Source organism: Streptomyces sp. NPDC021096, assembly GCF_040641275.1.
GTDB lineage: Bacteria > Actinomycetota > Actinomycetes > Streptomycetales > Streptomycetaceae > Streptomyces.
Genome location: NZ_JBFADG010000018.1, coordinates 22,180 through 43,645, shown reverse-complemented (window position 1 = coordinate 43,645; position 21,466 = coordinate 22,180). Strand labels below are relative to the sequence as shown.

Genomic DNA, 21,466 nt, shown 5'->3' with positions numbered 1-21,466 from the left:
AGCGGACCGAGGCCGCCACCCCCGCGGGGGCGGCGGCCTCGGCCCCGCGCCGCGCCGCGACGGCCGCCGCCCGCGCCGGCGTGGTGCTCGCCAAGCGGGCCCTGATGCTGTGCGTGCTGCTCACCGTCGTCTTCGGCGCGATCGAGGTACTGCCCGGCGACGCGGCGAGTGCCACCGCCGAGCGCGGCGAGAGCGCCGCGGACGTCGCGGCCCGCCGTCATCTGCTCGGCCTGGACCGGCCGCTGTGGCAGCGGTTCGGGGACTGGATGACCGCCCTTCCCTCCGGCGACCTGGGCACCTCCGCGCGCGGAGAGCGCGTCACCGACCTGCTCGCCGCCCCCTTCCCCAACACCCTCCTCCTCGGCGGCACCGCCTTCGCGGTCACCCTCGCGGCCGCCCTCGTCCTCGGCTGCTGGGCCGCGGCGCGCCCGGGCGGCGCGGTGGACCGCGTCGTCGCCTTCACCTCCGGCATCACCCTCGCCCTGCCCGAATTCGTCGTCGCCGTCGGCCTGTTGCTGGTCCTGTCCCTATGGGCCGGCTGGCTGCCCGCCGTCACGCTCACCACCCCCGACGGCGCACCCGCCTCCTGGACGATGCTGGTCATGCCCGTCCTGGCCCTCGTCATCCCCCAGGCCGGCTGGAACGCCCGCATCGTCCGCGGCGCCCTGGCCGACCAGGCCGCGGCCCCGCACGTGACGGCCGCCCGGCTCGACGGCCTGTCCCCCCGGCGCGTACTGCTGCGCCACGCCCTGCCCGGCGCCTGGCCCGCCATCGCCACCGGAGCCGCCACCTCCACCGGCATGCTGCTGGGGGGCGCGGTCGTCGTCGAGACCCTCTTCAACTTCCCCGGCCTGGGCACCGTCCTGGCCGGTGCCGTCGCCGACCGCGACACCCCGGTCATCGCCGGGGTCGTGGCCTGCACCGGAGCCGTCATCAGCCTCGTCCTGCTCTGCGCCGACCTCATCCGCGCCCGGACCCTGGGAGCACACCCGTGAGCTCCGCAGCCCTGCCCCCGCCCCGCCCCCGGCGGCCCCGGACCCGCGTGCTCCTCGCGGTGGCCCCCGGACTCCTGCTGACGCTGCTCGCCCTGCTCGGCCCGCTGATCGCCCCGCACCCCGTCGACCTCCCCGTCACCGCCCCCTACGCCCCGCCCGGCGCGGCCGCGCCGCTGGGCGGCGACCAGCTCGGCCGCGACGTCCTGAGCCGGATGCTGCACGGCGGCGGCCCACTGATCGGCGGCGCCCTGGCCGTCGCCGTCGCCGTCACCGCCCTGGCCACCGTGCTGGGCTGCTTCGCCGTCCTCACCCCCACCCTGGGCCGGCTCGTCGAGCGCAGCGCGGACATCGCCATCCTCCTGCCGCCGGTGCTGGGCATGATGCTGCTCGCCCTGGCCTGGCCCGGCGGCGGACGCCTCGCGGTCATGGCCGCCGCCACCGGGCTGGGCGTGCCGTACGCGGTGCGCGTCGTCGCGAGCGCGGCCGCACCCGTCGCCGCCTGCGGATTCATCGAGGCGGCCACCGCGAGCGGCGAACGGCTGTGGCACCTGGCGCTGCGCGAGATCCTGCCCAACCTGCGCGCCACGGTCCTGGCCCTGTTCGGCCTGCGCTTCGTCGCCGCCGTCTACGTCATCTCCATGGCCGGGTTCCTCCAGCTCGGACCCCAGCCACCCGCCGCCGACTGGGCGCTGATGATCCGCGAGAACGCCCCCGGCGCCCTCCTCAACCCCTGGGCCGTCGTCGCGCCCAGCATCGCCATCGGCTTCCTGGCCGTCGGCGTCGGCCTCGCGGCCGACGCCCTCGCCCCCACCGCACGCCGCGCGACGGCGGGCACCCGATGACCCCCGACGGCCCCGAGCGGCGACCGGCCCCCACGCCCCGACCGGCAGCGGAACCCCCCGCGGCCATGACCGGCACCCCGACAGTGGTCGGCGTCACCGACCTCGAGATACGCGTCCCCGACGGGCCCGTCCTGCTGGCCAGGACCAGCCTCACCCTCCGGCGCGGCCGCGTCACCGCCCTCACCGGCCCCTCCGGCTCGGGCAAGTCCACGCTGCTGCGCGCCGTCATCGGCGACCTGCCCGCCGGCGCCCGCGTCACCTCGGGCACCGTCGACGTCCTCGGCCACGACGTCCTCGCCCTCCCCGCCGAGCGGCTGCGTCGGCTGCGCCGCCACCACGTCGCCTACGTCGGCCAGGACCCCGCCTCCGCCCTCGACCCCCGCATGCGCGTGCGCCGCATCGTCGCCGAGACCGCCGACGACCCCTCGGCCCGGGCCGTCCGGGACCTGCTCGCCGAGTGCCGACTGCCGGTCGACGACGGGCTGGCCGACTGCCGCCCGGGAACCCTCTCCGGCGGGCAGCAGCGCAGAGTGGCCCTGGCCCGCGCCCTCGCCCGCCGGCCCGACGTCCTCCTGCTGGACGAACCCACCGCGGGGCTCGACACCGCCCTGCGCGACGACATCGGCGACCTCCTGCGCCATCTGGCCACCACCCGCCGGATCGCGGTCGTCCTCGCCTGCCACGACCCGGAACTCGTCGCCCGCTGCTCCGACGACGTCGTCGACCTCGGCACGACGGCCCGCCCGCGGCCACGGCCGGCCGTCCCCGCGACGGCGACCGACGTCCGCCCCCTATCCGTCGCCGCGGGCTCCGGCCTGGCCGCCGACGGCCTCGATGTGACCTTCACCCAGCAGGGGCGCTCATACCGGGCCCTGGCCGGCGTCGGCTTCTCGGCGGCTCCCGGCAGCGCCACCGGCGTCGTCGGCCCCTCGGGTTCCGGAAAGACCACCTTGCTGCGCGTCCTCGCGGGCCTGCAGCGGCCGGATGCCGGCACCCTCACGCTGGACGGCCGCCCCCTGCCGGCCGTGGCCCGCCGCCGCGACCGCACCCAGCAGCGCCGCATCCAACTGGTCCCCCAGAACCCGCTCGGCGCCCTCAACCCCGCCCGCACCGTCGGGGCCACCCTCACGCGTCCGCTCCGCCTCCACCGGGCGGCACCGAAGGGGGACGTCGCCGACCGGGTCGCCGAGCTCCTGGACGACGTGGGCCTGCCCGCCGGTTTCGCCCGCCGCTACCCCCACGAACTCTCCGGCGGACAACGCCAACGGGTCTCCATCGCCCGGGCGCTGGCCCCCGGCCCCGACGTCCTGCTCTGCGACGAGGTCACCTCCGCCCTCGACGCCGACACGGCCACCACCGTGATGGAACTCCTCACCCGGCTGAAAGCCGAACGCCGGCTGACGCTCGTCCTCGTCAGCCATGAACTCCACCTCGTCGGCGCGTACACCGACACGGTCCACATCCTCGAAGCCGGCCGGGTCGCCGGGAGCGGACCCACCCGGCTCCTGATACCGGCGACGAGCTGAGGGCTTCCGAACGGCCTGAAACCAGCCAATTCACCTACTGGTATGGGTGATTCGGCCATTCGGCAATGACTCGGTAGAAGTGGGTCATCGGCGCGGCCTAGTTTCGGGTGCCGAGTCGCAAAGCAGAGGGTATCGGCAGCTTCGCCCCGCACCATGCGACTCGCCGGAAGAGGTAGCTTTTCACACAATATGCTCGATTGGGGGAGACGTGTGAACATCGCCAGGGCGTGGAAGGACGCCGCCTACCGGGAATCCCTGACCGCCGAAGAACGTGCCGCACTCCCTGCCAACCCGGCCGGAGTCGTCGAGCTGGACGACCAGGACCTCATGGAACTCGGCGGGGGCACGACCGGGTTGCCGTGTGCCGTCACCATTTCGATCTGCGCCACCAGCGCCTACGGCTGCATGACCGTCAACAAGACGGTCTGCAACGGCACATGCGCCAGTGGCGGCACGTCGGGCTGCTGCCCCGCGTAGCGGCGTCGAAAGGACAAGGCCATGGACGTCGTCCGTTTCTGGAAGGACCCCGAGTACCGGTCCTCCCTCTCAGCCGACCAGACGCGCGCCCTGCCGGAGCACCCGTGCGGGCCGGTGGAGCTCACCGACGAAGCACTGGTCGGTGTGCTCGGCGCCAGTACCGAACAGAACAACACCGCGGGGTGCTGCGGCGGAACGAGCACCAACACCAACTGTGCCGGCCGTGACACCTGCTGCCGCATGACGCAGGCCTGTTACACCTGCAGCGGCGCCGCTTGTAAGTAAGTGAGGTGGTGTTCGCGCCGACACCGGCTCGAACACCATCTCCTCGCGAACGTGAGCACGTCGGTTCCCCGGGGGAGGACTCACCTTGACCAACGACAGCGCGGTACGCCACCAGACCCTCGTCGACGTCGACGTCGACGCACCGGCCTGGCACCTCGCGGCCTCACTGGAGGAGCGCCTCGGCCGCGGCGGGCACGATCCCGTCGTGGACCGGTCCCGGGGGCGGCGACGGCTGGACAACTGGAAGGCGGAGAAGTTCTTCACCTTCACCCCCGGGCAGCTGGCCGACTGGCTGGCCGCCCTCGGCCTGGACGAGCCCGGCCTCGTGGAGCTCCTCGGCGAGACCCCGGAATCGGTCGCCGCCCGGTCCGACGGGAGGCCCGACTACGTTCGCGCCATCGAACGCGCCTGGGCCGAGGCCGATGAGCGTGACGAGTCACTGGAAGACGAAGGCTTCGCCGCGCTCGCCGCCCCTCTCGTCGAGGACGGAAAGAAAAGAATCCGGGCCGAACTGGTACGCCTCCTCCAGCAGTTCCCGACCGGCCACATCGCCTACGAGCCGTTCGCCGAGCAGCTCTGCCTGCCGCCCGGCAACACACTCCTGGGCGTGCTGAGCCGCACCATGGTGCTCGAGCTCAACGTCCTGCGCGTCGAGGGCGGGCTCCAGGGCGACTCGCCCTGCGAGCGCTACCGCGACTTCCTCAGGAGACTGCGGGACCCCGCGTACGCGCTCGGCCTGCTGCGGGAGTACCCGGTGCTGGCCCGCGACCTCGTCCGCGTCGTCGACAACTGGGTCGCCGCGCGCACCGAGTTCGCCCGGCGGCTGCTCGTCGACCTCCCCGACCTGCTCGCCCACTTCGACGACGCGCCCTCGCCGGGACAGGTGAGCCACGTCGCCTTCGACGCCGGCGACTCCCACCGGGGCGGCCGGTCCGTGGGGATCGTGCACTTCTCGGACGGCCGGAAGGTGGTCTACAAACCTCGGTCCCTGTCGGTCGACGTCCACTTCCAGGCGCTGCTGCGATGGCTCGACGACCGCGGCGTGGAGCCCGGCCTGCGGCCGCTGTGGATCGTCGACCGTGTCGACCACGGCTGGACCGAGTTCGTGACGGCGTCCGGCTGCGCCGACCGGACGGAGGTCGCACGCTTCTACGAGCGGCAGGGCGCCTACCTGGCGGTGCTGTACTGCCTCGCCGCGACGGACTTCCACTACGAGAACCTGATCGCGTCCGGCGAGCACCCCGTCCTGGTCGACCTGGAGGCGCTGTTCCACCCACGCACCCCCGACCAGCAGATCCCCCCGTACGTCCCCCCGCACGCCGTCCACGCCATGAGCGAGTCCGTGCTGAGTGTGGGCCTGTTGCCCACGCCGATCATCTCGTTCGAGGACGAACAGGCCGACGGCCTCGACCTGAGCGGCCTGTCCAGCCCGTCCGGGCAGCTCACTCCCACGCCGGTGCCCACCTGGAGCGACCCCGGCACCGACCGGATGCGCCTCGTCCGCCGACGCCTGGAGCTGAAGGGCGCGCAGAACATGCCCAGCCTCGCCGACGACGCGTTCACGGCCCTGGACTACCAGGACGAGATCATCGCCGGGTTCCGGCGGACCTACCGGCTGCTGCTGGCGCACCGCGAGGCCCTGCTCGCGCCGGGCGGCCCCATCGACGCGTTCGCGACCGACCAGGTACGCGTCGTGCTCCGCGGCACCCGCGTCTACGGACGCATCCTGCAGGAGGGTTACCACCCCGATCTGCTGCGCGACGGACTCGACCGCGACCGCTTCTACAGCCTGCTGTGGGGCGAGGAACACTCACCCGTGCGCAACACCGCCGTCTCGGCCGCGGAGCTGGCGCAGCTCAGCGCGGGCGACATCCCCATCTTCTCCGCGGCCGCCTCGTCGCGGGACCTCCTGGCGGGCAACGGAACGCTCATCCCCGAGGTACTGGAACACAGCGGCATGGACCGCGCCCGCGCCCGGATCGAGGCCCTCTCGGAGGAACACCTGGCGCGGCAGACCTGGTTCCTGCGGGCCTCGCTCACCGGGCTCGCCATGGGCACCACCGGTGCGCACTGGCCCGGCTACGAAGTGGCCGCCGCGACCGCTCCCGCGCCCGAGGAGGCGTTCACCGACGCCGCCCGCCGCATCGGCGACCGGCTCCTGGAGCTGGCGGTCGTGGACGAGGACAGGATCTGCTGGCTGGGCCTGACCCTGGTGCAGGAGAAGATGTGGCAGGTCGGGCCGGCGTCCGTCGACCTGTACAACGGGATCTCCGGGATCTCCCTGTTCCTGGCCCACTTGGCCGAGCACACCGGCGAGGCGGGGTACCGCGCGGCCGCCGAGGCCGGCGCCCGGGTGCTGGCCGAGCAGTTCGCCCGGCTCCGGGAGATGGACGAGGACACGATCCGCCTGCTCGGCATGGGGGCGTGCGCGGAGCTGGGCGGTCCGGTGTACGCGCTGAGCCACCTCGGTGCGCTCTGGAACCGGCCGGACCTGCTGGACACCGCCGCCCTGGCGATCCCGCACCTGCGCACGCTCGCCCCCGCCGACCGGGCCCTGGACATCGTCTCCGGCTCGGCCGGCGCCCTGCTGTCGGTGCTGGCCCTGCACTCCGTGCGGCCGGACCGGGAGACGCTCGAAGTGGCCCGCCTCCTCGCCGGACACCTGGTGGGGGCCGGCGAGAGGGTGGGCGACGGCATCGCATGGCCCTGCTCGATCAATCCGGACGGGCCGCTGACCGGCTTCTCCCACGGGGCGTCGGGAATCGCCGTCGCCCTGGCCCGGCTCGACGCGGTGACCGGCCGGAACGACCACGCCGACGTGATCCGGGGCGCCTTGCGCTTCGAGAGGGCCACCTTCGATCCGGCCGGGGGGAGCTGGCCCGATCTGCGGAACCTCTCCGCCCCCGGCGATTCGATGGTCGCCTGGTGCCACGGCGCGGCCGGCATCGGCATGGCGCGTGCCGCGCTGCACCGGCACTTCCCCGACGACGCGCCGCTCCGCGAGGACCTGGACCATGCGGTGCGGGCGACGCTCGGTGCCGGCTTCACCGGCGAGAAGCTCACCGGCCGGGGCAACCACAGCATCTGTCACGGAGACCTCGGCAACCTCGAAACCCTGCTGCTGGCGGCGCAGGTGACCGGTGACGCCTCCCTCGCGGGACAGGTGGACCTGCTCGCGGCGGGTCTGCTGGCCGGCATCGCCCAGGAGGGCCCGCTGTGCGGTGTCCCCCTGGGCGTGGAGACCCCCGGCCTGATGGCAGGGCTGGCCGGCATCGGCTACAACCTGCTGCGGTTCGCGAAGCCCGGCGCGGTGCCCTCGGTACTGCTGCTCGAAGGCCCGGAGCGGCCGTGACGGAGGGCGCCTCACGCGTGCGCTTCCGGGCGGAGGCACTCGCGGCCCATGCCGGCGGCCGGCGGCATCCTGCCACGGGCGGGCCGCTGCGCGTCCCCCGCTGGCCCGCGATCGCGCTGACCGTCCTCGCGGTGGCCGTGGCCCTCGCCGCGGCCACGGTCCGGGTGCCCCGCCATGTGAACGCGACCGTGGTGGCGGCGGACGCGAGGACCATCCGCTGCCTGGTGCCGGCCTCGGTGCCGGCACGGCGCCTGCTCGGGCGGCCGGCCAGGATCGTGCGGGGACACCACACGACCGGGAAGCCGACGGTCACCGCGGCCGAGCGCGTCGAGACCGCCGGGGCTCTGGCCGAGCGGGGAATCCCGCCGGACACCCCGACTCCGGTGGTCGTGGTGGTGCTGGACCGCGGGAGGCCCCCCGCGACGGCCGCGGACCCCGGCCGTTCCCCGGTGGAGCGCGTGGCGATCGAGACCTCGCACCCGCCCTTGCTGACCGTCCTGCTGAGTCGTGGGGAGTGATTGCCGGTGCGGCTGTCCGGCCTGCGCCCGTCGCACGGAACGAAGACCCGCCCCCGGGTACCGGTACTGCTGCAGATGAGTGCGGCGGAATGCGGCGCCGCCTGTCTGGCGATGATCCTGAGCGCCCATGGACGCCACACCAAGGTCGCCGAATGCCGGGAAGCGCTGCACGTCGGCCGGGACGGCGCGAACGCGCTGCAGCTCGTGCGGCTCGCCCGCCGGTGGGGGATGCGGGTGCGGGCGCTCAGCGTCGACCTCGACGCCTTGAAGGAGGTGCGCGGGCCGGCGATCGTCCACTGGAACTTCAACCACTACCTCGTGCTCGAGCACTGGGACGGCACGAGGGCCGTGGTGGTCGACCCGGCTTCCGGGCGCAGGGTCGTCCCGCTGGAGGAGTTCTCGGAGGGCTTCACCGGCGTCGTCCTCGAGTTCGCCCCGGCCGAGGACTTCCGGCCGCGCCGCTCCCACCGTCGGACCGAGTCGTTCCGCTTCGCCCGCAGCCTGCTGTCGGTCTCCCGCGGCATGCTGTGCGCCGTCCTGCTCGCTTCACTCCTTCTGCAGGTCCTGCTGCTCATCCCCTCGGCCGTCACCAAATTCCTGGTGGACGAGGTGCTCGGCTACGGCCAGGACGACCTGCTCGGCGCGGTCGTCGCGGGCAGCCTGTTGTTCCTGCTGACCCACGCGACGGCCACGTACACGCGCGGGACCGTGCTCAACCACTTCGAGAACCGCATGGACGGCGCTCTCATGCGGCGGTTCTTCGGCCACCTGCTGGACCTGCCCTACCGGTACTTCGTGCTGCGCGGCAGCGGCGACCTGCTCATGAGACTCTCCAGCAACGCCCTCATCCGCGAGGTCGTCACCGGGCAGACCGTCTCCTTCGTCCTGGACGGCGCGTTCGTGTTCGCGTACGTCACCCTGTTCCTGATCGTCGCCCCGCTGTACGGCTGGGTGGTGCTCGGCCTCGGCCTCGCCCAGCTCTTGATCATGCTGGCGAACTTCCGCACGCTGCGCGGCCTGGCGCAACGCGACATCGGCGCGCAGGCGGAGGCGCAGAGCTGTGCGGTCGAGGTCCTGGCCGGCATCGAGACGGTCAAGGCCATGGGTGTGGAGCGGCAGGCGTACGCACGATGGTCGGCCCTGTTCGAACGGCAGCTCCGGGCCGCCTTCCGGCGCCGCCGGCTCGACTCCGTCCTGGAAGCCACCATGGGCACGTTCCGGATCGGTGCGCCGATCCTCCTGCTGCTGATCGGCGTTCGCGAGGTCATGGCGGGGCGGATGTCCGTCGGCTCGATGCTCGCCCTCAACGCGCTGACGAACTCCTTGCTCGGCCCGATGGCCACCCTGATCGGTGCGGCCCGCCAACTGCAGTCCGTGGCCGTCACCGTCGACCGGCTCCGGGACGTCCTCGACGAAGAGGTCGAGCAGGACAGGACGGCGGTGCGTTCACCGGGACGGATCACGGGAAGGGTGGAGCTGGCCGGTGCCGGTCTGCGCTACGGCGGGGACGGCCCCTGGGCGGTCCGCGACGTGAACCTCACCCTGCCGGCCGGTGCGAAGGTGGCGCTCGTGGGACGCACGGGCTCGGGGAAGACCACTCTGGCCCGGCTGGTCCTCGGACTGCACGTACCCACCGAGGGAGAGGTGCGCTTCGACGGGCGACCGCTCGTCGAGCTCGACTACGGCGGGCTGCGCCGGCAGTGCGGCGTGGTCACCCAGGAGCCCGCGCTGTTCGCCTGCTCCGTACGGGAGAACATCGCCTTCGGCCATGAGGAAGCCTCCCTCGAGGACATCGTCCGGGCCGCCCGGCACGCCCGGATCCACGACGAGATCACGGCCATGCCCATGGGCTATGAAACGGTCCTGACGGAAGGCGGCGGCGGGCTGTCGGGCGGCCAGCGCCAGCGCCTGGCGCTGGCCAGGGCGCTGGTGCGCGAGCCGGCGCTGCTGGTCCTGGACGAGGCCACCAGCCATCTCGACGCCGTCACGGAACAGCGGGTCGACGATGTGCTGTCGCGCCTGGACTGCACCCGGGTGGTCATCGCCCACCGGCTGAGCACCGTCATCAACGCGGACCTCATCGTGGTGCTTGAGGACGGGGCCGTCGCCGAGACGGGAACGCACGCGGAACTGCTGGCCCTGCGCGGCCACTACGCCGAGCTGGTCGAAGGACAGCTCCCGGCACCGTCGACCGGTGCTGTCCCCGCCGTGTCGTCGGGTGGTGCCCCGAAGCGCGCCACGTAGTGCCACACCCGCTTCACGGCCTGGGGGTCGTGCAGTCCGCTGCGCGCGGCGTCGCCGACGATCCGGGGATCGAGGTGACCGTCCCGGGCCATCTCCGCGCCCAGGGCGACGTACTCCCGGCCGCGGTAGTCCGGGTGCCGCCGGAGCTCCTCGACGGTGAGGCGGAAGCCGGGGTGCCATTCCACGGGGCAGGGCAGGCGGCGGGCGGCGGCCTCCACGGCCGTGCCGCGATGGCTCGGGTCCAGGACCAGGGCCTCCACGTCGCGGCCCAGCACGACCGGCCCGTGCACCTGCGCCTCGATGTAGTCGTCCAGGGCGTCCTTGTCGTCGGCCCGGGCGAGCTCGACGAGGGACATGCGGTCCGCGACGCCGAAGGCCGACGGCTCGAAGACGCTGTCCGGGTAGCAGAACGTCGTCCGGGCGAGCGCCCCCGCGGCCAGCCGGAAGTGCGCGGAGCCGAACCGCGGCGCCCCGCCGGCCGGCTTGCGGCGGAAGTTCAGCGCACCGTAGACGGGCCGCTCGTGGGCGGGCGCGGTGTCGTAGGCGCCGGCGAAGATCCGGCTCTCCCAGCGCCACCGGTCACCGCCGGGGTGTGCGGTCAGCCCGCCGTTGCCCGTCCCCGTGACGAACTGCGAGCGGTAGACGCCGTCCTCGGCCAGCGCCCGCAGGATCGGTGTGCCGCGCACGTGCCGGTCGGGGTGGAAGTTGAGGGTGACGCGCAGCGCCGGGTCCACCGGGGCGCCGGACGACAGCGAGGCGACATGCCGCAGGGCTCGTTCCATGGCATGTGCATGTTAGTGGCTTGCCGGCGGCCCTTCCGGCGGGTCTTGCCCCGTCCTGCGAAAACGCCGGATCAACTGCCCGAAGTGGGACGGCAGTTGAACGCCGCCGAAACGAGCGTCCGCCAGAATGAACAGGCAACCCCCCTTCCTGGCGCCCCCGTTCGCCACCGTTGACTGGCCGGTCAGTACTGTGCGATATTACGGACGATCGGCCAGTATAAGTAACGGCCCAGTGGTCCGGCCCTGCGGCGGGCGGGGCGGCCCTTTCCTTGAGCGTCGCGCGGAGCGCTTGCCCCGCGCAGGAATGCCGTTGGATGTTAAAAGGGGGATTGATGCAGGCAGATCTCAAGACCCGGTGCCCCGACCCGTTACGGGAGACCGAGGATCTCGAAGAGCTCTACCAGTTAGCGATACGGTTCCAGGTCCTGTGCGTGTCGCAGGCGGCCGAAAAGCTCGACTGGGACGACTCCCGGATGGCCCGGGCGGTGCGGCTGCTGGTGGAGGGGGAGTTGCTGCGGCCCCTGGCCGGCGACCCCAACGCGCTCGTGCCCGTCGCGCCCCGCACGGCGGCCTCCCGCAGGCTGGCGCCGCTGCACTCGCAGATCGCGCGGATGGAGCGGGAGTCGGAGGAGATCCGTGCGGAGCTGGCGGTCTTTCAGGAGCTGCACGAGCAGGCGCTGCGCGAGGCGCGCCTCGCGGAGCCGTTCCAGACGATCGCCGGCGCCGACGCCATCGCCGCCGAAATCGCCGCGGCCTCGGAGGACTGCCGCTCCGAGGTGCTGATCGCGCGCCCCGGAGGCGGCCGCAGCGCCGCCGACGTCCTGCAGATCGCATGGGAGCCGCCCGAGTCGATGCTCGCCCGCCGCGTCAGGACGCGGACCCTGTTCCAGCACGCCACCCGCTTCGACGGCCCCACCAGGAAGCACGTCGAGCGGATCGTGGCCGCCGGGGGAGAGGTGCGGACGCTCGGCGACTCCTTCGAGCAAATGATCATCTTTGACCGCGAGGTCGCCATCATCCCCGCCGACGGCAATCGCGACGTGGCGGTGGTCATCCGTCAGCCCGGCGTCGTCGGCTTCCTGCTGGGGGTCTTCGAGCGCGCCTGGGTGAACGCCAGGCCGTTCGAGAGCCACAACCGCGCCGCCGACGTCAGCGAGTTGATCTCCAGTGTCCGGATGTCGATCATCCAGCTCCTCGCGGAGGGGGAGACCGACGAGGCCATCGCCCGCCGCATCGGGGTGAGCGTGCGCACCTGCCGCAGCCACGTCGCCAAGATCTACCAGGAGCTCGGGGCGCGCAGCCGGTGCCAGCTGGGCGTCCTCATCGCCCAGTCCGGCCTCCTCGGGCAAGGGTAGTGGGCCCGCGTTGGAGGGGTGGGCGCCAGCATCTAGGATGCGGTCATGGCTGACCCGGACCCCTCCACCGATACCACTGTCTCGCGGGATCCGGAACTCGGTTTCCCGCCACCGGGCGAAGTGCTGCACCGGCTGCGGACGCACAAGGGCATGTCCCTGCGCCAAGTGGCCGCGGAGTGCGGGCTGTCGGTGTCCTTCCTGGCCGCGCTGGAGCGGGGTGAGACCGACATCGCCCTGGAGCGGCTCGGCCGCCTCGCCAAGGTCTTCGACCATGACGTCGGCTCGTTCCTGGGCTTCTCCCGGGGGCGCGCCACCCCCTCGCTCTTCCCCCGGGAGAAGCAGGAGGTCCTCAACCGGGCCCCGGGCGTCGTCTACCGCGTGCTGCGCTCGCCGCAGTTCGGATACCAGGTGGTCACCGGGGACTTCGAACCGCACTGCGGCCTCTCCGAGGACCTTCAGCACGAGGGCTCCGACCTCATCATGGTGACCCGGGGCACGCTGGTGGCCCGTTACAACGGGCTGGACCACGTGCTGCGCACCGGGGACTGCATCCAGTGGTCGGCCGGCCACCCGCACAGCTTCCGCAACGACACCGACGAGCCGGCCCAGCTGGTGGCCATCCTGTTCTCCTCCCTCTACTGACCGCCTCGGCATCCGACCTTCCAACTGCCCCACGGACAACGGTCCGTGGGGCTTTTCGCTGTCCGCCTCCGGGTCCCGCTTCCCGGGCCGGAGACTCTCGCTCTGAACGATATTTTGCTCTACAGTGCTTTTTATTGAACACGAAGGGGAGTGTCACCGGTGACGAGTCCGAACCCGCCCGTCAAGAGTTCCCAGCGGCCCGCGGCCCCCAGCGGCACGCCGGTCCCCGCAGGAAAGCCCGCGGCGCGCGCGGCCGATCTGCCCGCGCGCGTGGCGCTCGTGGTGGTCTGGAGCTCGGGCTTCATCTCCGGCAAGCTCGGCCTGCGCCACGCGGCGCCCTACACCTTCGCGGCGTTACGCTTCGCCATCGCGGGCCTGGTCCTGCTGGCCATCGCCGCCCTGCGCCGCGAACGGCTGCCCAGGGGGCGCCGGCTGGCGCACCTGGCCGTCGCCGGAGTGCTCGTCCAGGGCGTGCAGTTCTCCAGCATCTACGTGGGCATGGACCTCGGCGTGCCCTCCGGGCTCGCGGCCCTGATCATCGCCCTCTACCCGCTGACCGCTTCGCTGCTGGCCGTCCCGCTGCTGCACGAGCGGGTCACGGCGGGCCAGTACCTCGGCCTCGTCCTCGGCCTCGGCGGTGTGGCCCTGGCGGTCGCCGAGGGGATCGAGCTGTCCGGCGGCTATCTGCTGGGCCTGGGCTTCCTCGCCCTGGGGCTGCTGGGCATCTCCGTCGGCACCGTCTACCAGAAACGGTTCTGCGGACAGATGGAGCCGGTGATCGGCAACGCCGTCCAACTGCTGGCCGCCTCGGCGGTGGTGCTCGTACCCGCCCTCCTCGCCGAGGGCTGGGACGTGGAGCTCACCGCCTCCTACTGGCCGGTGCTGCTGTGGAGCGCGCTGATCAACTCCATCGTCGGAGTGGGCCTGCTCTACCACCTGTTGCAGCGTCACGGCACGAGCCAGGTCAGCAGCCTATTCTACCTGGTCCCGATGAGCACGGCCGGGCTCGGTGCCCTGGTGCTGGGGCAGCACCTCGGCCCGCTCACCCTCGGCGGGCTCGTCCTGGCCACGGCCGGCACCCTCCTCGCCAACCGTGTCCGCCGCTGAACGCCCGGAGAGCCGGGCCTTCGGCCCGGCTCTCCCTTCCCGTCATGCCGACCGCGATCAGTGGGGCGCGGTGCGCAGGGCGGTCCGCTCCTGGTGGTCGGCTATCACGTCCTCGACGTCGTCGGCGCAGTCGCCGCACCCGGTGTTCGCACCGGTGGCCTCGCGAACGGCCGGCAGGTCGAGCGCGCCGCGCTCGACAGCCGCGACGACCTCGCCCTCAGTGACCCGCGCGCACAGGCACAGCAGCGGGCCCGACTCCTCCATGTGCTTCTCCATCACTGTCCCCTTCCCAGGTGTTCGGCAGCCGGTGGACCATGCCCGGCGTCTCCGGGCGGTCCCGGAGCTCGGCCCGGCGGATCTTGCCGGAGGGCGTCAGCGGCAGGTCGTCGACGAACTCCAGGACGCGCACCCACTTCTCGCGGGGCAGCTCCTCGACCGCACAGCGGAAGACGGCCTCGGCGCCGACGGCGTCCGGCGCATGGTCCTGGGCCGGCACGACGAACGCCTTCGGCTCCCACAGCCCCACCGGGTGCGGGATCGCCACGACCGCGGCGTCGGCGACCAACGGACTGTGCAGCAGGGCGCGTTCGAGCTCCAGCGGCGAGATCCGGTGGTCGAACGACTTGAACATGTCGTCGGTGCGGCTGATGTAGCTGAAGCTGCCGTCGTCGTTGCGCACCACCAGGTCGCCCGTGTGGTAGACGCCGTTCTCGAAGGCCCGGGCGGTGCGCTCGGCGTCGCCCGCGTAGCCCGTCATCATGCCGGCGGGGCGTGGCGACAGCCGGACGCACAGCTCGCCGGGGGTGCCGTCGGGCACCTCCAGCCCCGTCTCCCGGTCGATCAGCACCAGGTCGTAGCCCGGCAGGGCCCACCCCATGCGCCCCGGCCGGATCTCCCGGCCCGGGGGGTTGCCGATCTGGGCGGTCGTCTCGGTCTGGCCGAAGCCGTCCCGGACCGGCATGCCCCAGGCCCGGTGCACGGCGTGGAACAGCGCCGGCTCCAGCGACTCGCCGACGGCCGCGGCCTCCCTCAGCCGCTCGGGCCGCTCGCCCAGGCCCTGCTGGACCATGCCGCGCCACACGGTCGGCGGCGCGCAGAGCGTGGTGATCTCCCTGGTGCGCAGCGCGTGGAGGACCGTGGCGGGACCCGGGCGCGGGTCGGCCAGGGCCACCACCGTGGCCTCGGCGTTCCACGGCACGAAGAACGAGCTCCAGGCGTGCTTGGCCCAGCCCGGCGCCGAGACGTTCAGATGGAGGTCGCCGGGGCGCACCCCGTTCCAGTACATCCCCGACAGGTGGCCGACCGGGTAGCTGAGGTGGGTGTGCGCCACCATCTTCGGCCGGGAGGTGGTGCCGGAGGTGAAGTAGCAGAACAGCGGGTCCTCGGCCAGCGACCACCCCTGCGGGACGAACTCCTGTGCGGCACCGAGGGAGTCGGTGTACGGCAGCCAGCCGGCCCGCTCCGCGCCGACCGCGATGCGCGTGAAGTCGCCGGCGATTCCGTCGAAGCGCTCCACCAGATCGGCGGCGGCCACGACGTGCCGGATGCCCGCCCGTTCGACGCGGTCGGCGAGATCGGCCGGGGTGGTCGTGGTGTACGTCGGGACGATCACCGCCCCCAGCTTGATGGCGGCGAGCATCACCTCCCACAGCTCGACCCGGTTGTCGAGCAGGAGCAGCAGGGGGTCCTTGCGGCGCACGCCCAGCCCCTGGAGCCAGGACGCGACCTGGTCGCTGCGGCGGGCCATGGTGTCGTAGGAGAAGTCCGTGTCGCCCTGGGGTCCCACGACCCGCAGCGCGGGACGGGAGTTGCCGCGGGCCACCACGTCGAACCAGTCGAGCGCCCAGTTGAAGCGCTCCAGGCGCGGCCACCGGAAGGCGCCGCGCGCCGCGTCCAGGTCGTCGCGGTGGTTCAGCAGGACGTCGCGCGCCTCCCGGAACGCGCGCGTGGCATCGGTGTCATGGACAGTCATCGCAGGTGGTGCCTTTCGTGGGGAACGGTGTGCGGTCTAGCCGTGCGAACGGGCGTCGTGGCCCACGAGGACGGCCTCCGCGGCGAGCGTGCGGCGCTCCTGGGGGCCCTGCCCGGCGGCGAGCGGGGCGAGAAGCTCCCGGGCGACGGTGTCCGCCACCTTCATGAAGTCGGTGGCCACGCCCGGGCGGCCGTTGCCGATCTGGGTGAACCAGCGCACGTGCTCGGTGGGAATGCCCAGCGCGTACAGGCCCGGGTGCGCCCGTCCCGCGCCGTCGCGGACCCGGAAGGAGCCCTGGACGATGTCGAGCCCGCCGGTGGCGTACTCGGTGCCGGACGCGGCGTCGGAGTTGACGAACTCGCGGATCACCTTCTCGTCCAGGAGCTGACGGGTCAGGGGAGAGCTGTCGCGCGGCAGCGCCGGGGTGGGGATGCGCGCGTCGATGAGCACCTCGGCCGTGCGCTCGGAGCCCGCCACCTGGGGGGAGTGGACCACGAAGCGGCCGCTCGCCCCGTCGGCGGCGAAGCGGGTGTCCGGGCCCACGATCTCGACCAGGCCCTGCTCCATGAGCGCCATGAGCTGCTCGGTACGGACCATCGGCGGGCCCGCGGAGAGCAGGGCGTTGACGGGCGCGTAGTCGCGCAGGAACGCGTCGCGGTGGGACTCGGGCAGCAGCCCGCCGTAGTCGATGGCCGACCGCACCACGCCGCGCAGGTCCCGCAGGGCGTCCAGCGCCGCCTTTAGCGGGCCGTCCAGCGTGCCCAGCACGGCCTCGTCGAGGTCGCGCCGCATGACGGCGAAGAGGCGCTCGTGCCAGGCCTCGTGGCTGGGGAAGGCCTCGCCGGTGAAGGGGCGGGCCAGCGCCCGCAGGTCCAGCGCCGGGACGTCCTCGAGCCCCGCCTCCTTCAGCAGGACGGAGGTGTCGTCGTCGCACGCCAGCATCCCGGCGTGCTGACGGGCGAACTCCTCTGCCGCCGCGGCCCCGGCGCGCGCCCGCACATGGGTGGTGCGGTAGACGTGCTCGACCTCCTTGAGCAGCAGCGGGAGGATGTCCTCGGCGAAGTCGAGCAGTGCGCTGCCGGTGGCCGACAGACGACGGGCGCGGGCCGCCGCGACGGCCTCCTGGGTCAGGAACAGCGCCGGGTGGACGTAGCCGGGGTCCTTCTGGTTGCGCCCGCGCACCGGGATCGGCAGGCCGCTGCGGGAACCGGCGACGACGCGGGGCTCGCGGCCGCCGGGCACGTACCGCAGCCGGCCGTCCTCGCCGCGGACGAACTCGCCGCCGCGGCCGACGGTCAGCGACAGCAGGACGTCGTAGAAGGAGAGCCCCAGCCCGCGGATCGCGACGGTGGCTCCGGGGCGCACGGCGCCCTCGAGGTCCATGTCCGCGGCCGAGTCGCCGCCCAGGTAGCGCACCGTGGGCCGGCCCTCGGCGAAGCGCAGCATGGCCCGGTCGAAGTCCCCGGGTTCGTTGCGGGGATGCCCGGTCGCCAGCACGACCTTGTCCGCGGTGAGCGTGCGGGAGTCGTCCAGGGTCACCTCGTAGTCGCCCAGCGGCCCCGGCCGGACCGCGGTGACCTGCGCCCGCACGGGGATCAGACGGACGTGGGAGGGCAGCTCGTCGGTGATGGTGCGGTAGACGAACCGCAGATAGCGCCCGTAGTCGCGGCGGGAGGCGAAGTCGTCGGGGCCGAGCTCCGGCCGGCGCTCGTCGGCCGGCGCGTAGTCCTCCAGCCACTGGCCGAGCGAGGGGCCGGCGCCGGGCCGCGGGCGGCCGCCGTCGGGCTCGCCGGAGAACATGGTGACCTGGCCGATGACGGTGTTCATCGTGTACCAGTCGTCCTGGTCGGTCCGCCAGACGCGGCCGGCCCCGACCTCCACGGCGTCGACGGCGTAGATGTGGACCGGGTGCGGGTCGCCGCCGCCGTCGCGCAGGAGGACGGCGAGGCGCTCCAGCACGGAGATGCCCCGCGGTCCCGTGCCGACCACGGCCACGGTGTAGGGGATGCGCGGCTGTATGGGGATGTTCACTGCGATTCTCCTTGTGCCACGTGCGATGGGGGGAACCAAGAGGAGAGGGGGGTGAGGAGGGAGGGGAACGCGCGCACGGCCGCCTCAGGCGCAGGCGAGCGCGGCGCAGTCGAACGCCGACTGGACGTGGGAGAGCATGGCGAGGAGGTCGTCCGCGCGGAGCCGGGAGCTGCCGGGCGGCGCCGCGGCACGGATCGGCATGGAGCCCACCGAGAACCACCGCAGCCGGCCGTCGCCGTCGATGTAGCTGCGCGAGCGCTGGGCGTTGTCCGCGTGCAGGCAGTACGGGACGTCCAGATAGCCGCGGGCGAAGGCCGTGGTGAGCGCCCGCCCCACGTCCGGGTGGAGCTCGAGCACCGCCTCCACCAGCGTCCGGGCCTCCTCGTACACCCCGTCGTCGGGCGCCTCGCCCGACGGTGCGCCGGCCTGCCGCGCGGCCCGGGCCGCCTCCCGCAGCGCCAGGACGTTGTCCTCGACGGTGGGGATCCGGTGGGCCTCCGCGGGGGTCTTGACGATCAGGCGCTCCACACCGGTGCGGGCGGCCAGCGAGGCGCTGTGCCGCAGCAGGCCCAGCGCGCCCTCCTCGGTCCGGGGGAAGACGCCCATGTAGGTGTAGAGGACGATGTGCCAGGAGGACTCGGTCAGCAGTTCCCCGGCCAGCCGGCGCAGCGCCGCGACGGCCGCCACGTCCTGGTCGAAGTCGGTCTGCTGGGCGTAGCTGAGGGAGATGTCGCGCAGCCCGTGCTGCTCGAAGAACATGCCTTCCAGCACGGTCATCGCCACCAGCAGGCCCGGCGGGCACAGCTGGCCGAGCAGACAGCCGCCGAAGCTCTCGAGGTGGGCGGACGGCGAGCGGGCGGCCAGCAGTTCGCAGCAGCGCGCCCAGGCGTCCACCGACCGTGCCAGCGGCGTGCGGCTGTAGGGCAGGCAGTACGAGACCGGGCCGCCCTCGGTGGCGTCGAGCCCGGAGTCGAGCAGGACGTGGAAGATGTCCAGCGGCAGCGAGGAGCCGTGCCGCACCTGGACGGCGAAGTGCCGCCCGCCCAGGCCGGCGGTCAACTCCCGGTTGGCGTCGGGCCCGTGCGCGACGAGGGGGTAGCCGTTGAGGCTCTCGCCGCCCTCGAGCGCGCGCCGCGCGGAGTCGTGGTCGCCGACCCTGGTGTAGCTGTCCAGCGTGACGGTGCCGACGGTGCGCACCGGCACGTCCCGGACGGCCTCCAGGCCGCGCCGCATGGCCGGCCGGGTGGGAAAGCCCATCCGGGGCTGTACGACCAGTTCGCCCGCCGCCTTGGCCGCCGCGACCGCCGCGCCGAAGGGCGGCGCGGCCGGCACGAAGGCCCTCTCGCCGACAGGGGCGCTTCTCACGCGGCCGCTCCCGCCAGGGCCGGCGGCGCCGCCGGCGCGAGCGGGCCCCGCGGGCCCACGTACGCCCGGAAGTCCTCGATGGCCGCGTCGCCCTCGAAGACGGCGGTGAAGCCGGCGGCCAGGAGTTCGGGCCCGTACGTTCCGCCGGCCGCGCCCTCGGTGCCGAGCTTGCCGCCGATGACGACGGGCAGGTCGGCGAGGTCCGCCTCCCGGCGCAGCCGGGTGACCAGGCGGCGCCCGTCGAGGAAGCCGTGGCCGTTGACGCTGCTGACGACCACCAGATCGGGGCGGTGGCGGCGGCACTCCCGCATCAGGAGGTCGTCCGGCACACAGGCGCCGACGTTGTGCACCTGGTGGCCCATCTCCTCCAGCAGCAGCTGGAGGTACACCAGATTCCAGGTGTGGGAATCGGAGGAAACGCTCGAGACGAGGACGCGGAGCCCCCGGCTGGACAGGGTGAATTCCCGGTCGGATATGACCGCAGAAGAAGACATGCAGGTTCGCTCCCGTGGAATGAAGGGGGTAGGCGGTGCTGCGTGCGGATGAGTGGCCGAAGTGCCCCGGGCGGGCGGTGAGTTCACCGCTGGGCAAATCCCGTGGTCCGGCAACGTGAGGATATGCCCGAAGCCCCTGCTCTCCGCTCCTTCAGCAAGCTGCAATGCAGCTTCATGACCATGATCCGGTCTGGATACGGAACCCGCGGGCGGCTCAGAATCGAGTCGACACCGACCGAAGAGGGAGCTTTGAACGATGAGTTCGACAGAAGCAGCACCCGGTGTGAAGCCGTTCGAGGCGGACGCGAACGGCATGCGTCCGGTGGAGGTGCACTGCCATGGATTCGGGGACGTGGACTTCTCCGACTTCACCCGCGTGGACCTGACCCGCCTCGACAAGTGGTGTGAGAGCGAGGGCGTGCTCGCCCTGCCGACGATGTACCTGCACCGCGACCGCCTCGCCGAGTTCGAGGACTTCATGCGCCGCTACGCGAGCATGCGCAAGGACGGGCTGCTTGCGCACGTGCCGGGAGTGGCGCTCGAGGGCCCGCTCCTGTCGCACCGCGGCGGCACCCCCACCTCCACCGTGTGGGCGCCGAGCCGGCAGGAGTGGGAGCGGCTGGCGGCCCTGGGCGACCACGGCCTGGTCTACACGGTCGTCTCGCCCGACGCCTACTCCCCGGAGTCCGTCCTGCAGGATGATGCGAACCTGCGCACCAGCGACTTCTCCTGGATCGTGCCGACGCTGCTGGCCCACGGAGTGCGCCCGGCGCTCGGCCACTTCACCCGCGACGACCCGCAGCGCAGCGCGGACACCGTCGACGCGATCGTGGAGACGGCCTACCGGTCGGAGTGGAACGGCACCGGGGTGCGGGTGACGACCGACCACCTCTTCAACGACATGCCGCTGAACATACGGCACGCCTTCCGCACGGAGCGGGCCCGCAAGGAGCGCGACCGGATCATCGAGTCCTACGACGTGCCCAACTGGACGCTCGACAACATCAGCGAGATGGCCGGCCCCGTGCCCGGCGCCATCATCCGGCAGGCGGTCAACTGCCGCATCGCCGCCTGCATCAACTTCGACGGCGAGCACGTGGACCTGGCCCTGGCCACCCGCGCCGTCCAGCTGATGGGCCCGCGCAACGCGATGATCATGACCGACCGGTGCGACTCCGCCCGGCTCGGCGGCCGTCCGCTGCACCACACCGGCGACAACGGCCTGTGGTACGAGGAGAACGGCGTCGTAGCCGCCGGCTCGCAGCCGCTGGCCCTGCACATCGCCAACGCCAAGGCCAACGGCCTGTCCGACGAGGACATCCGTTTCCTCACCACCCGTACCGCGCACCGTACCTTCGGAATCGCCGCCGAATCCGCCGCGGTTCCCGCGGCCGCCTGACCGGCGGCCCCTTTAAAGCGGGCGCGGCCGGCGTTCCCCCGGCGCCGGCCGCGTCACCGCCCCGTGCGAACGGGGTGAAT

18 protein-coding genes are annotated in these 21,466 nt (G+C 72.9%); 12 read left to right on the top strand and 6 right to left on the bottom strand.

Going from position 1 to position 21,466, the window contains the following annotated elements:
- The first annotated feature begins 104 nt into the window (after positions 1-104).
- The 8 genes from AB0G59_RS21370 to AB0G59_RS21335 all read left to right on the top strand — a co-directional run bounded on the left by AB0G59_RS21370 (position 105) and on the right by AB0G59_RS21335 (position 10,239).
- Positions 105-995 (top strand): ABC transporter permease, encoded by an 891-nt coding sequence (locus tag AB0G59_RS21370; protein WP_360913917.1) that lies wholly within the window; start codon positions 105-107, stop codon positions 993-995.
- Complete coding sequence (locus AB0G59_RS21365; RefSeq protein WP_360913813.1) at positions 992-1,837, top strand: ABC transporter permease subunit; 846 nt, start codon at positions 992-994, stop codon at positions 1,835-1,837. Before AB0G59_RS21370 ends, AB0G59_RS21365 begins: the two co-directional genes overlap by 4 nt.
- A gap of 65 nt (positions 1,838-1,902) precedes the next feature.
- Positions 1,903-3,363: an ATP-binding cassette domain-containing protein gene (locus AB0G59_RS21360; protein WP_360913811.1), complete on the top strand. Its 1,461-nt coding sequence runs from the start codon at positions 1,903-1,905 to the stop codon at positions 3,361-3,363.
- Positions 3,364-3,573: 210 nt separating this feature from the next.
- Entirely contained in the window at positions 3,574-3,840 is a 267-nt protein-coding gene (locus AB0G59_RS21355) for a mersacidin/lichenicidin family type 2 lantibiotic (RefSeq protein WP_360913809.1), read from the top strand.
- Positions 3,841-3,861: 21 nt separating this feature from the next.
- Positions 3,862-4,125, top strand: a complete 264-nt coding sequence (locus AB0G59_RS21350; protein WP_360913807.1) for a mersacidin/lichenicidin family type 2 lantibiotic — start codon at positions 3,862-3,864, stop codon at positions 4,123-4,125.
- Positions 4,126-4,210: 85 nt separating this feature from the next.
- A complete protein-coding gene (locus AB0G59_RS21345) occupies positions 4,211-7,477 on the top strand; it encodes a type 2 lanthipeptide synthetase LanM family protein (protein WP_360913805.1) in 3,267 nt (1,088 codons plus the stop codon).
- Positions 7,474-7,995 carry a hypothetical protein gene (locus AB0G59_RS21340; RefSeq protein WP_360913803.1) on the top strand — a complete coding sequence of 174 codons (522 nt, stop codon included), beginning with the start codon at positions 7,474-7,476 and terminating at the stop codon, positions 7,993-7,995. Before AB0G59_RS21345 ends, AB0G59_RS21340 begins: the two co-directional genes overlap by 4 nt.
- Positions 7,996-8,001: 6 nt before the next feature.
- Positions 8,002-10,239, top strand: a complete 2,238-nt coding sequence (locus tag AB0G59_RS21335; protein ID WP_360913801.1) for a peptidase domain-containing ABC transporter — start codon at positions 8,002-8,004, stop codon at positions 10,237-10,239.
- Here the strand turns inward: AB0G59_RS21335 and AB0G59_RS21330 are convergent.
- On the bottom strand, positions 10,146-11,021 hold the full coding sequence (locus AB0G59_RS21330) for a DUF3626 domain-containing protein (RefSeq protein ID WP_360913799.1): 876 nt from the start codon (positions 11,019-11,021) through the stop codon (positions 10,146-10,148). The genes AB0G59_RS21335 and AB0G59_RS21330 overlap by 94 nt on opposite strands.
- Before the next feature lie 332 nt (positions 11,022-11,353).
- On the opposite strand from AB0G59_RS21330, the gene AB0G59_RS21325 reads away from it, so the two are divergent.
- The 3 genes from AB0G59_RS21325 to AB0G59_RS21315 all read left to right on the top strand — a co-directional run bounded on the left by AB0G59_RS21325 (position 11,354) and on the right by AB0G59_RS21315 (position 14,125).
- Positions 11,354-12,376, top strand: a complete 1,023-nt coding sequence (locus AB0G59_RS21325) for a LuxR C-terminal-related transcriptional regulator (RefSeq protein WP_360913797.1) — start codon at positions 11,354-11,356, stop codon at positions 12,374-12,376.
- A 45-nt stretch (positions 12,377-12,421) separates the two neighbouring features.
- On the top strand, positions 12,422-13,018 hold the full coding sequence (locus tag AB0G59_RS21320; RefSeq protein ID WP_071966272.1) for an XRE family transcriptional regulator: 597 nt from the start codon (positions 12,422-12,424) through the stop codon (positions 13,016-13,018).
- A gap of 159 nt (positions 13,019-13,177) precedes the next feature.
- The gene (locus tag AB0G59_RS21315; protein ID WP_360913794.1) at positions 13,178-14,125 is read left to right on the top strand and encodes a DMT family transporter; all 948 of its coding nucleotides are present in this window, start codon (positions 13,178-13,180) and stop codon (positions 14,123-14,125) included.
- Between the two features lie 57 nt (positions 14,126-14,182).
- Here the strand turns inward: AB0G59_RS21315 and AB0G59_RS21310 are convergent, their stop codons facing one another.
- The 5 genes from AB0G59_RS21310 to AB0G59_RS21290 all read right to left on the bottom strand — a co-directional run bounded on the left by AB0G59_RS21310 (position 14,183) and on the right by AB0G59_RS21290 (position 19,987).
- Complete coding sequence (locus AB0G59_RS21310) at positions 14,183-14,401, bottom strand: (2Fe-2S)-binding protein (RefSeq protein ID WP_360913792.1); 219 nt, start codon at positions 14,399-14,401, stop codon at positions 14,183-14,185.
- The gene (locus tag AB0G59_RS21305) at positions 14,343-16,097 is read right to left on the bottom strand and encodes an AMP-binding protein (protein WP_360913791.1); all 1,755 of its coding nucleotides are present in this window, start codon (positions 16,095-16,097) and stop codon (positions 14,343-14,345) included. Before AB0G59_RS21305 ends, AB0G59_RS21310 begins: the two co-directional genes overlap by 59 nt.
- Before the next feature lie 36 nt (positions 16,098-16,133).
- Entirely contained in the window at positions 16,134-18,128 is a 1,995-nt protein-coding gene (locus AB0G59_RS21300; RefSeq protein WP_360913789.1) for an FAD/NAD(P)-binding protein, read from the bottom strand.
- An 84-nt stretch (positions 18,129-18,212) separates the two neighbouring features.
- Entirely contained in the window at positions 18,213-19,493 is a 1,281-nt protein-coding gene (locus AB0G59_RS21295) for a methylaspartate mutase (RefSeq protein WP_360913787.1), read from the bottom strand.
- Positions 19,490-19,987, bottom strand: coding sequence for a cobalamin-dependent protein (locus AB0G59_RS21290; protein WP_360913785.1), 498 nt, complete (start codon positions 19,985-19,987; stop codon positions 19,490-19,492). Before AB0G59_RS21290 ends, AB0G59_RS21295 begins: the two co-directional genes overlap by 4 nt.
- Positions 19,988-20,243: 256 nt before the next feature.
- Here AB0G59_RS21290 and AB0G59_RS21285 point away from each other — a divergent pair, with 256 nt between their 5' ends.
- A complete protein-coding gene (locus AB0G59_RS21285; RefSeq protein WP_360913783.1) occupies positions 20,244-21,386 on the top strand; it encodes a hypothetical protein in 1,143 nt (380 codons plus the stop codon).
- Positions 21,387-21,466 lie beyond the last annotated feature (80 nt).

Coding starts and splice junctions, on each gene's coding strand:
- AB0G59_RS21370 (WP_360913917.1), top strand. CDS start 105: ATGCTGTGCGTGCTGCTCACCGTCGTCTTCGGCGCGATCGAGGTACTG.
- AB0G59_RS21360 (WP_360913811.1), top strand. CDS start 1,903: ATGACCGGCACCCCGACAGTGGTCGGCGTCACCGACCTCGAGATACGC.
- AB0G59_RS21350 (WP_360913807.1), top strand. CDS start 3,862: ATGGACGTCGTCCGTTTCTGGAAGGACCCCGAGTACCGGTCCTCCCTC.
- AB0G59_RS21330 (WP_360913799.1), bottom strand. CDS start 11,021: ATGGAACGAGCCCTGCGGCATGTCGCCTCGCTGTCGTCCGGCGCCCCG.
- AB0G59_RS21325 (WP_360913797.1), top strand. CDS start 11,354: ATGCAGGCAGATCTCAAGACCCGGTGCCCCGACCCGTTACGGGAGACC.
- AB0G59_RS21320 (WP_071966272.1), top strand. CDS start 12,422: ATGGCTGACCCGGACCCCTCCACCGATACCACTGTCTCGCGGGATCCG.
- AB0G59_RS21310 (WP_360913792.1), bottom strand. CDS start 14,401: ATGGAGAAGCACATGGAGGAGTCGGGCCCGCTGCTGTGCCTGTGCGCG.
- AB0G59_RS21305 (WP_360913791.1), bottom strand. CDS start 16,097: ATGACTGTCCATGACACCGATGCCACGCGCGCGTTCCGGGAGGCGCGC.
- AB0G59_RS21290 (WP_360913785.1), bottom strand. CDS start 19,987: ATGTCTTCTTCTGCGGTCATATCCGACCGGGAATTCACCCTGTCCAGC.
- AB0G59_RS21285 (WP_360913783.1), top strand. CDS start 20,244: ATGAGTTCGACAGAAGCAGCACCCGGTGTGAAGCCGTTCGAGGCGGAC.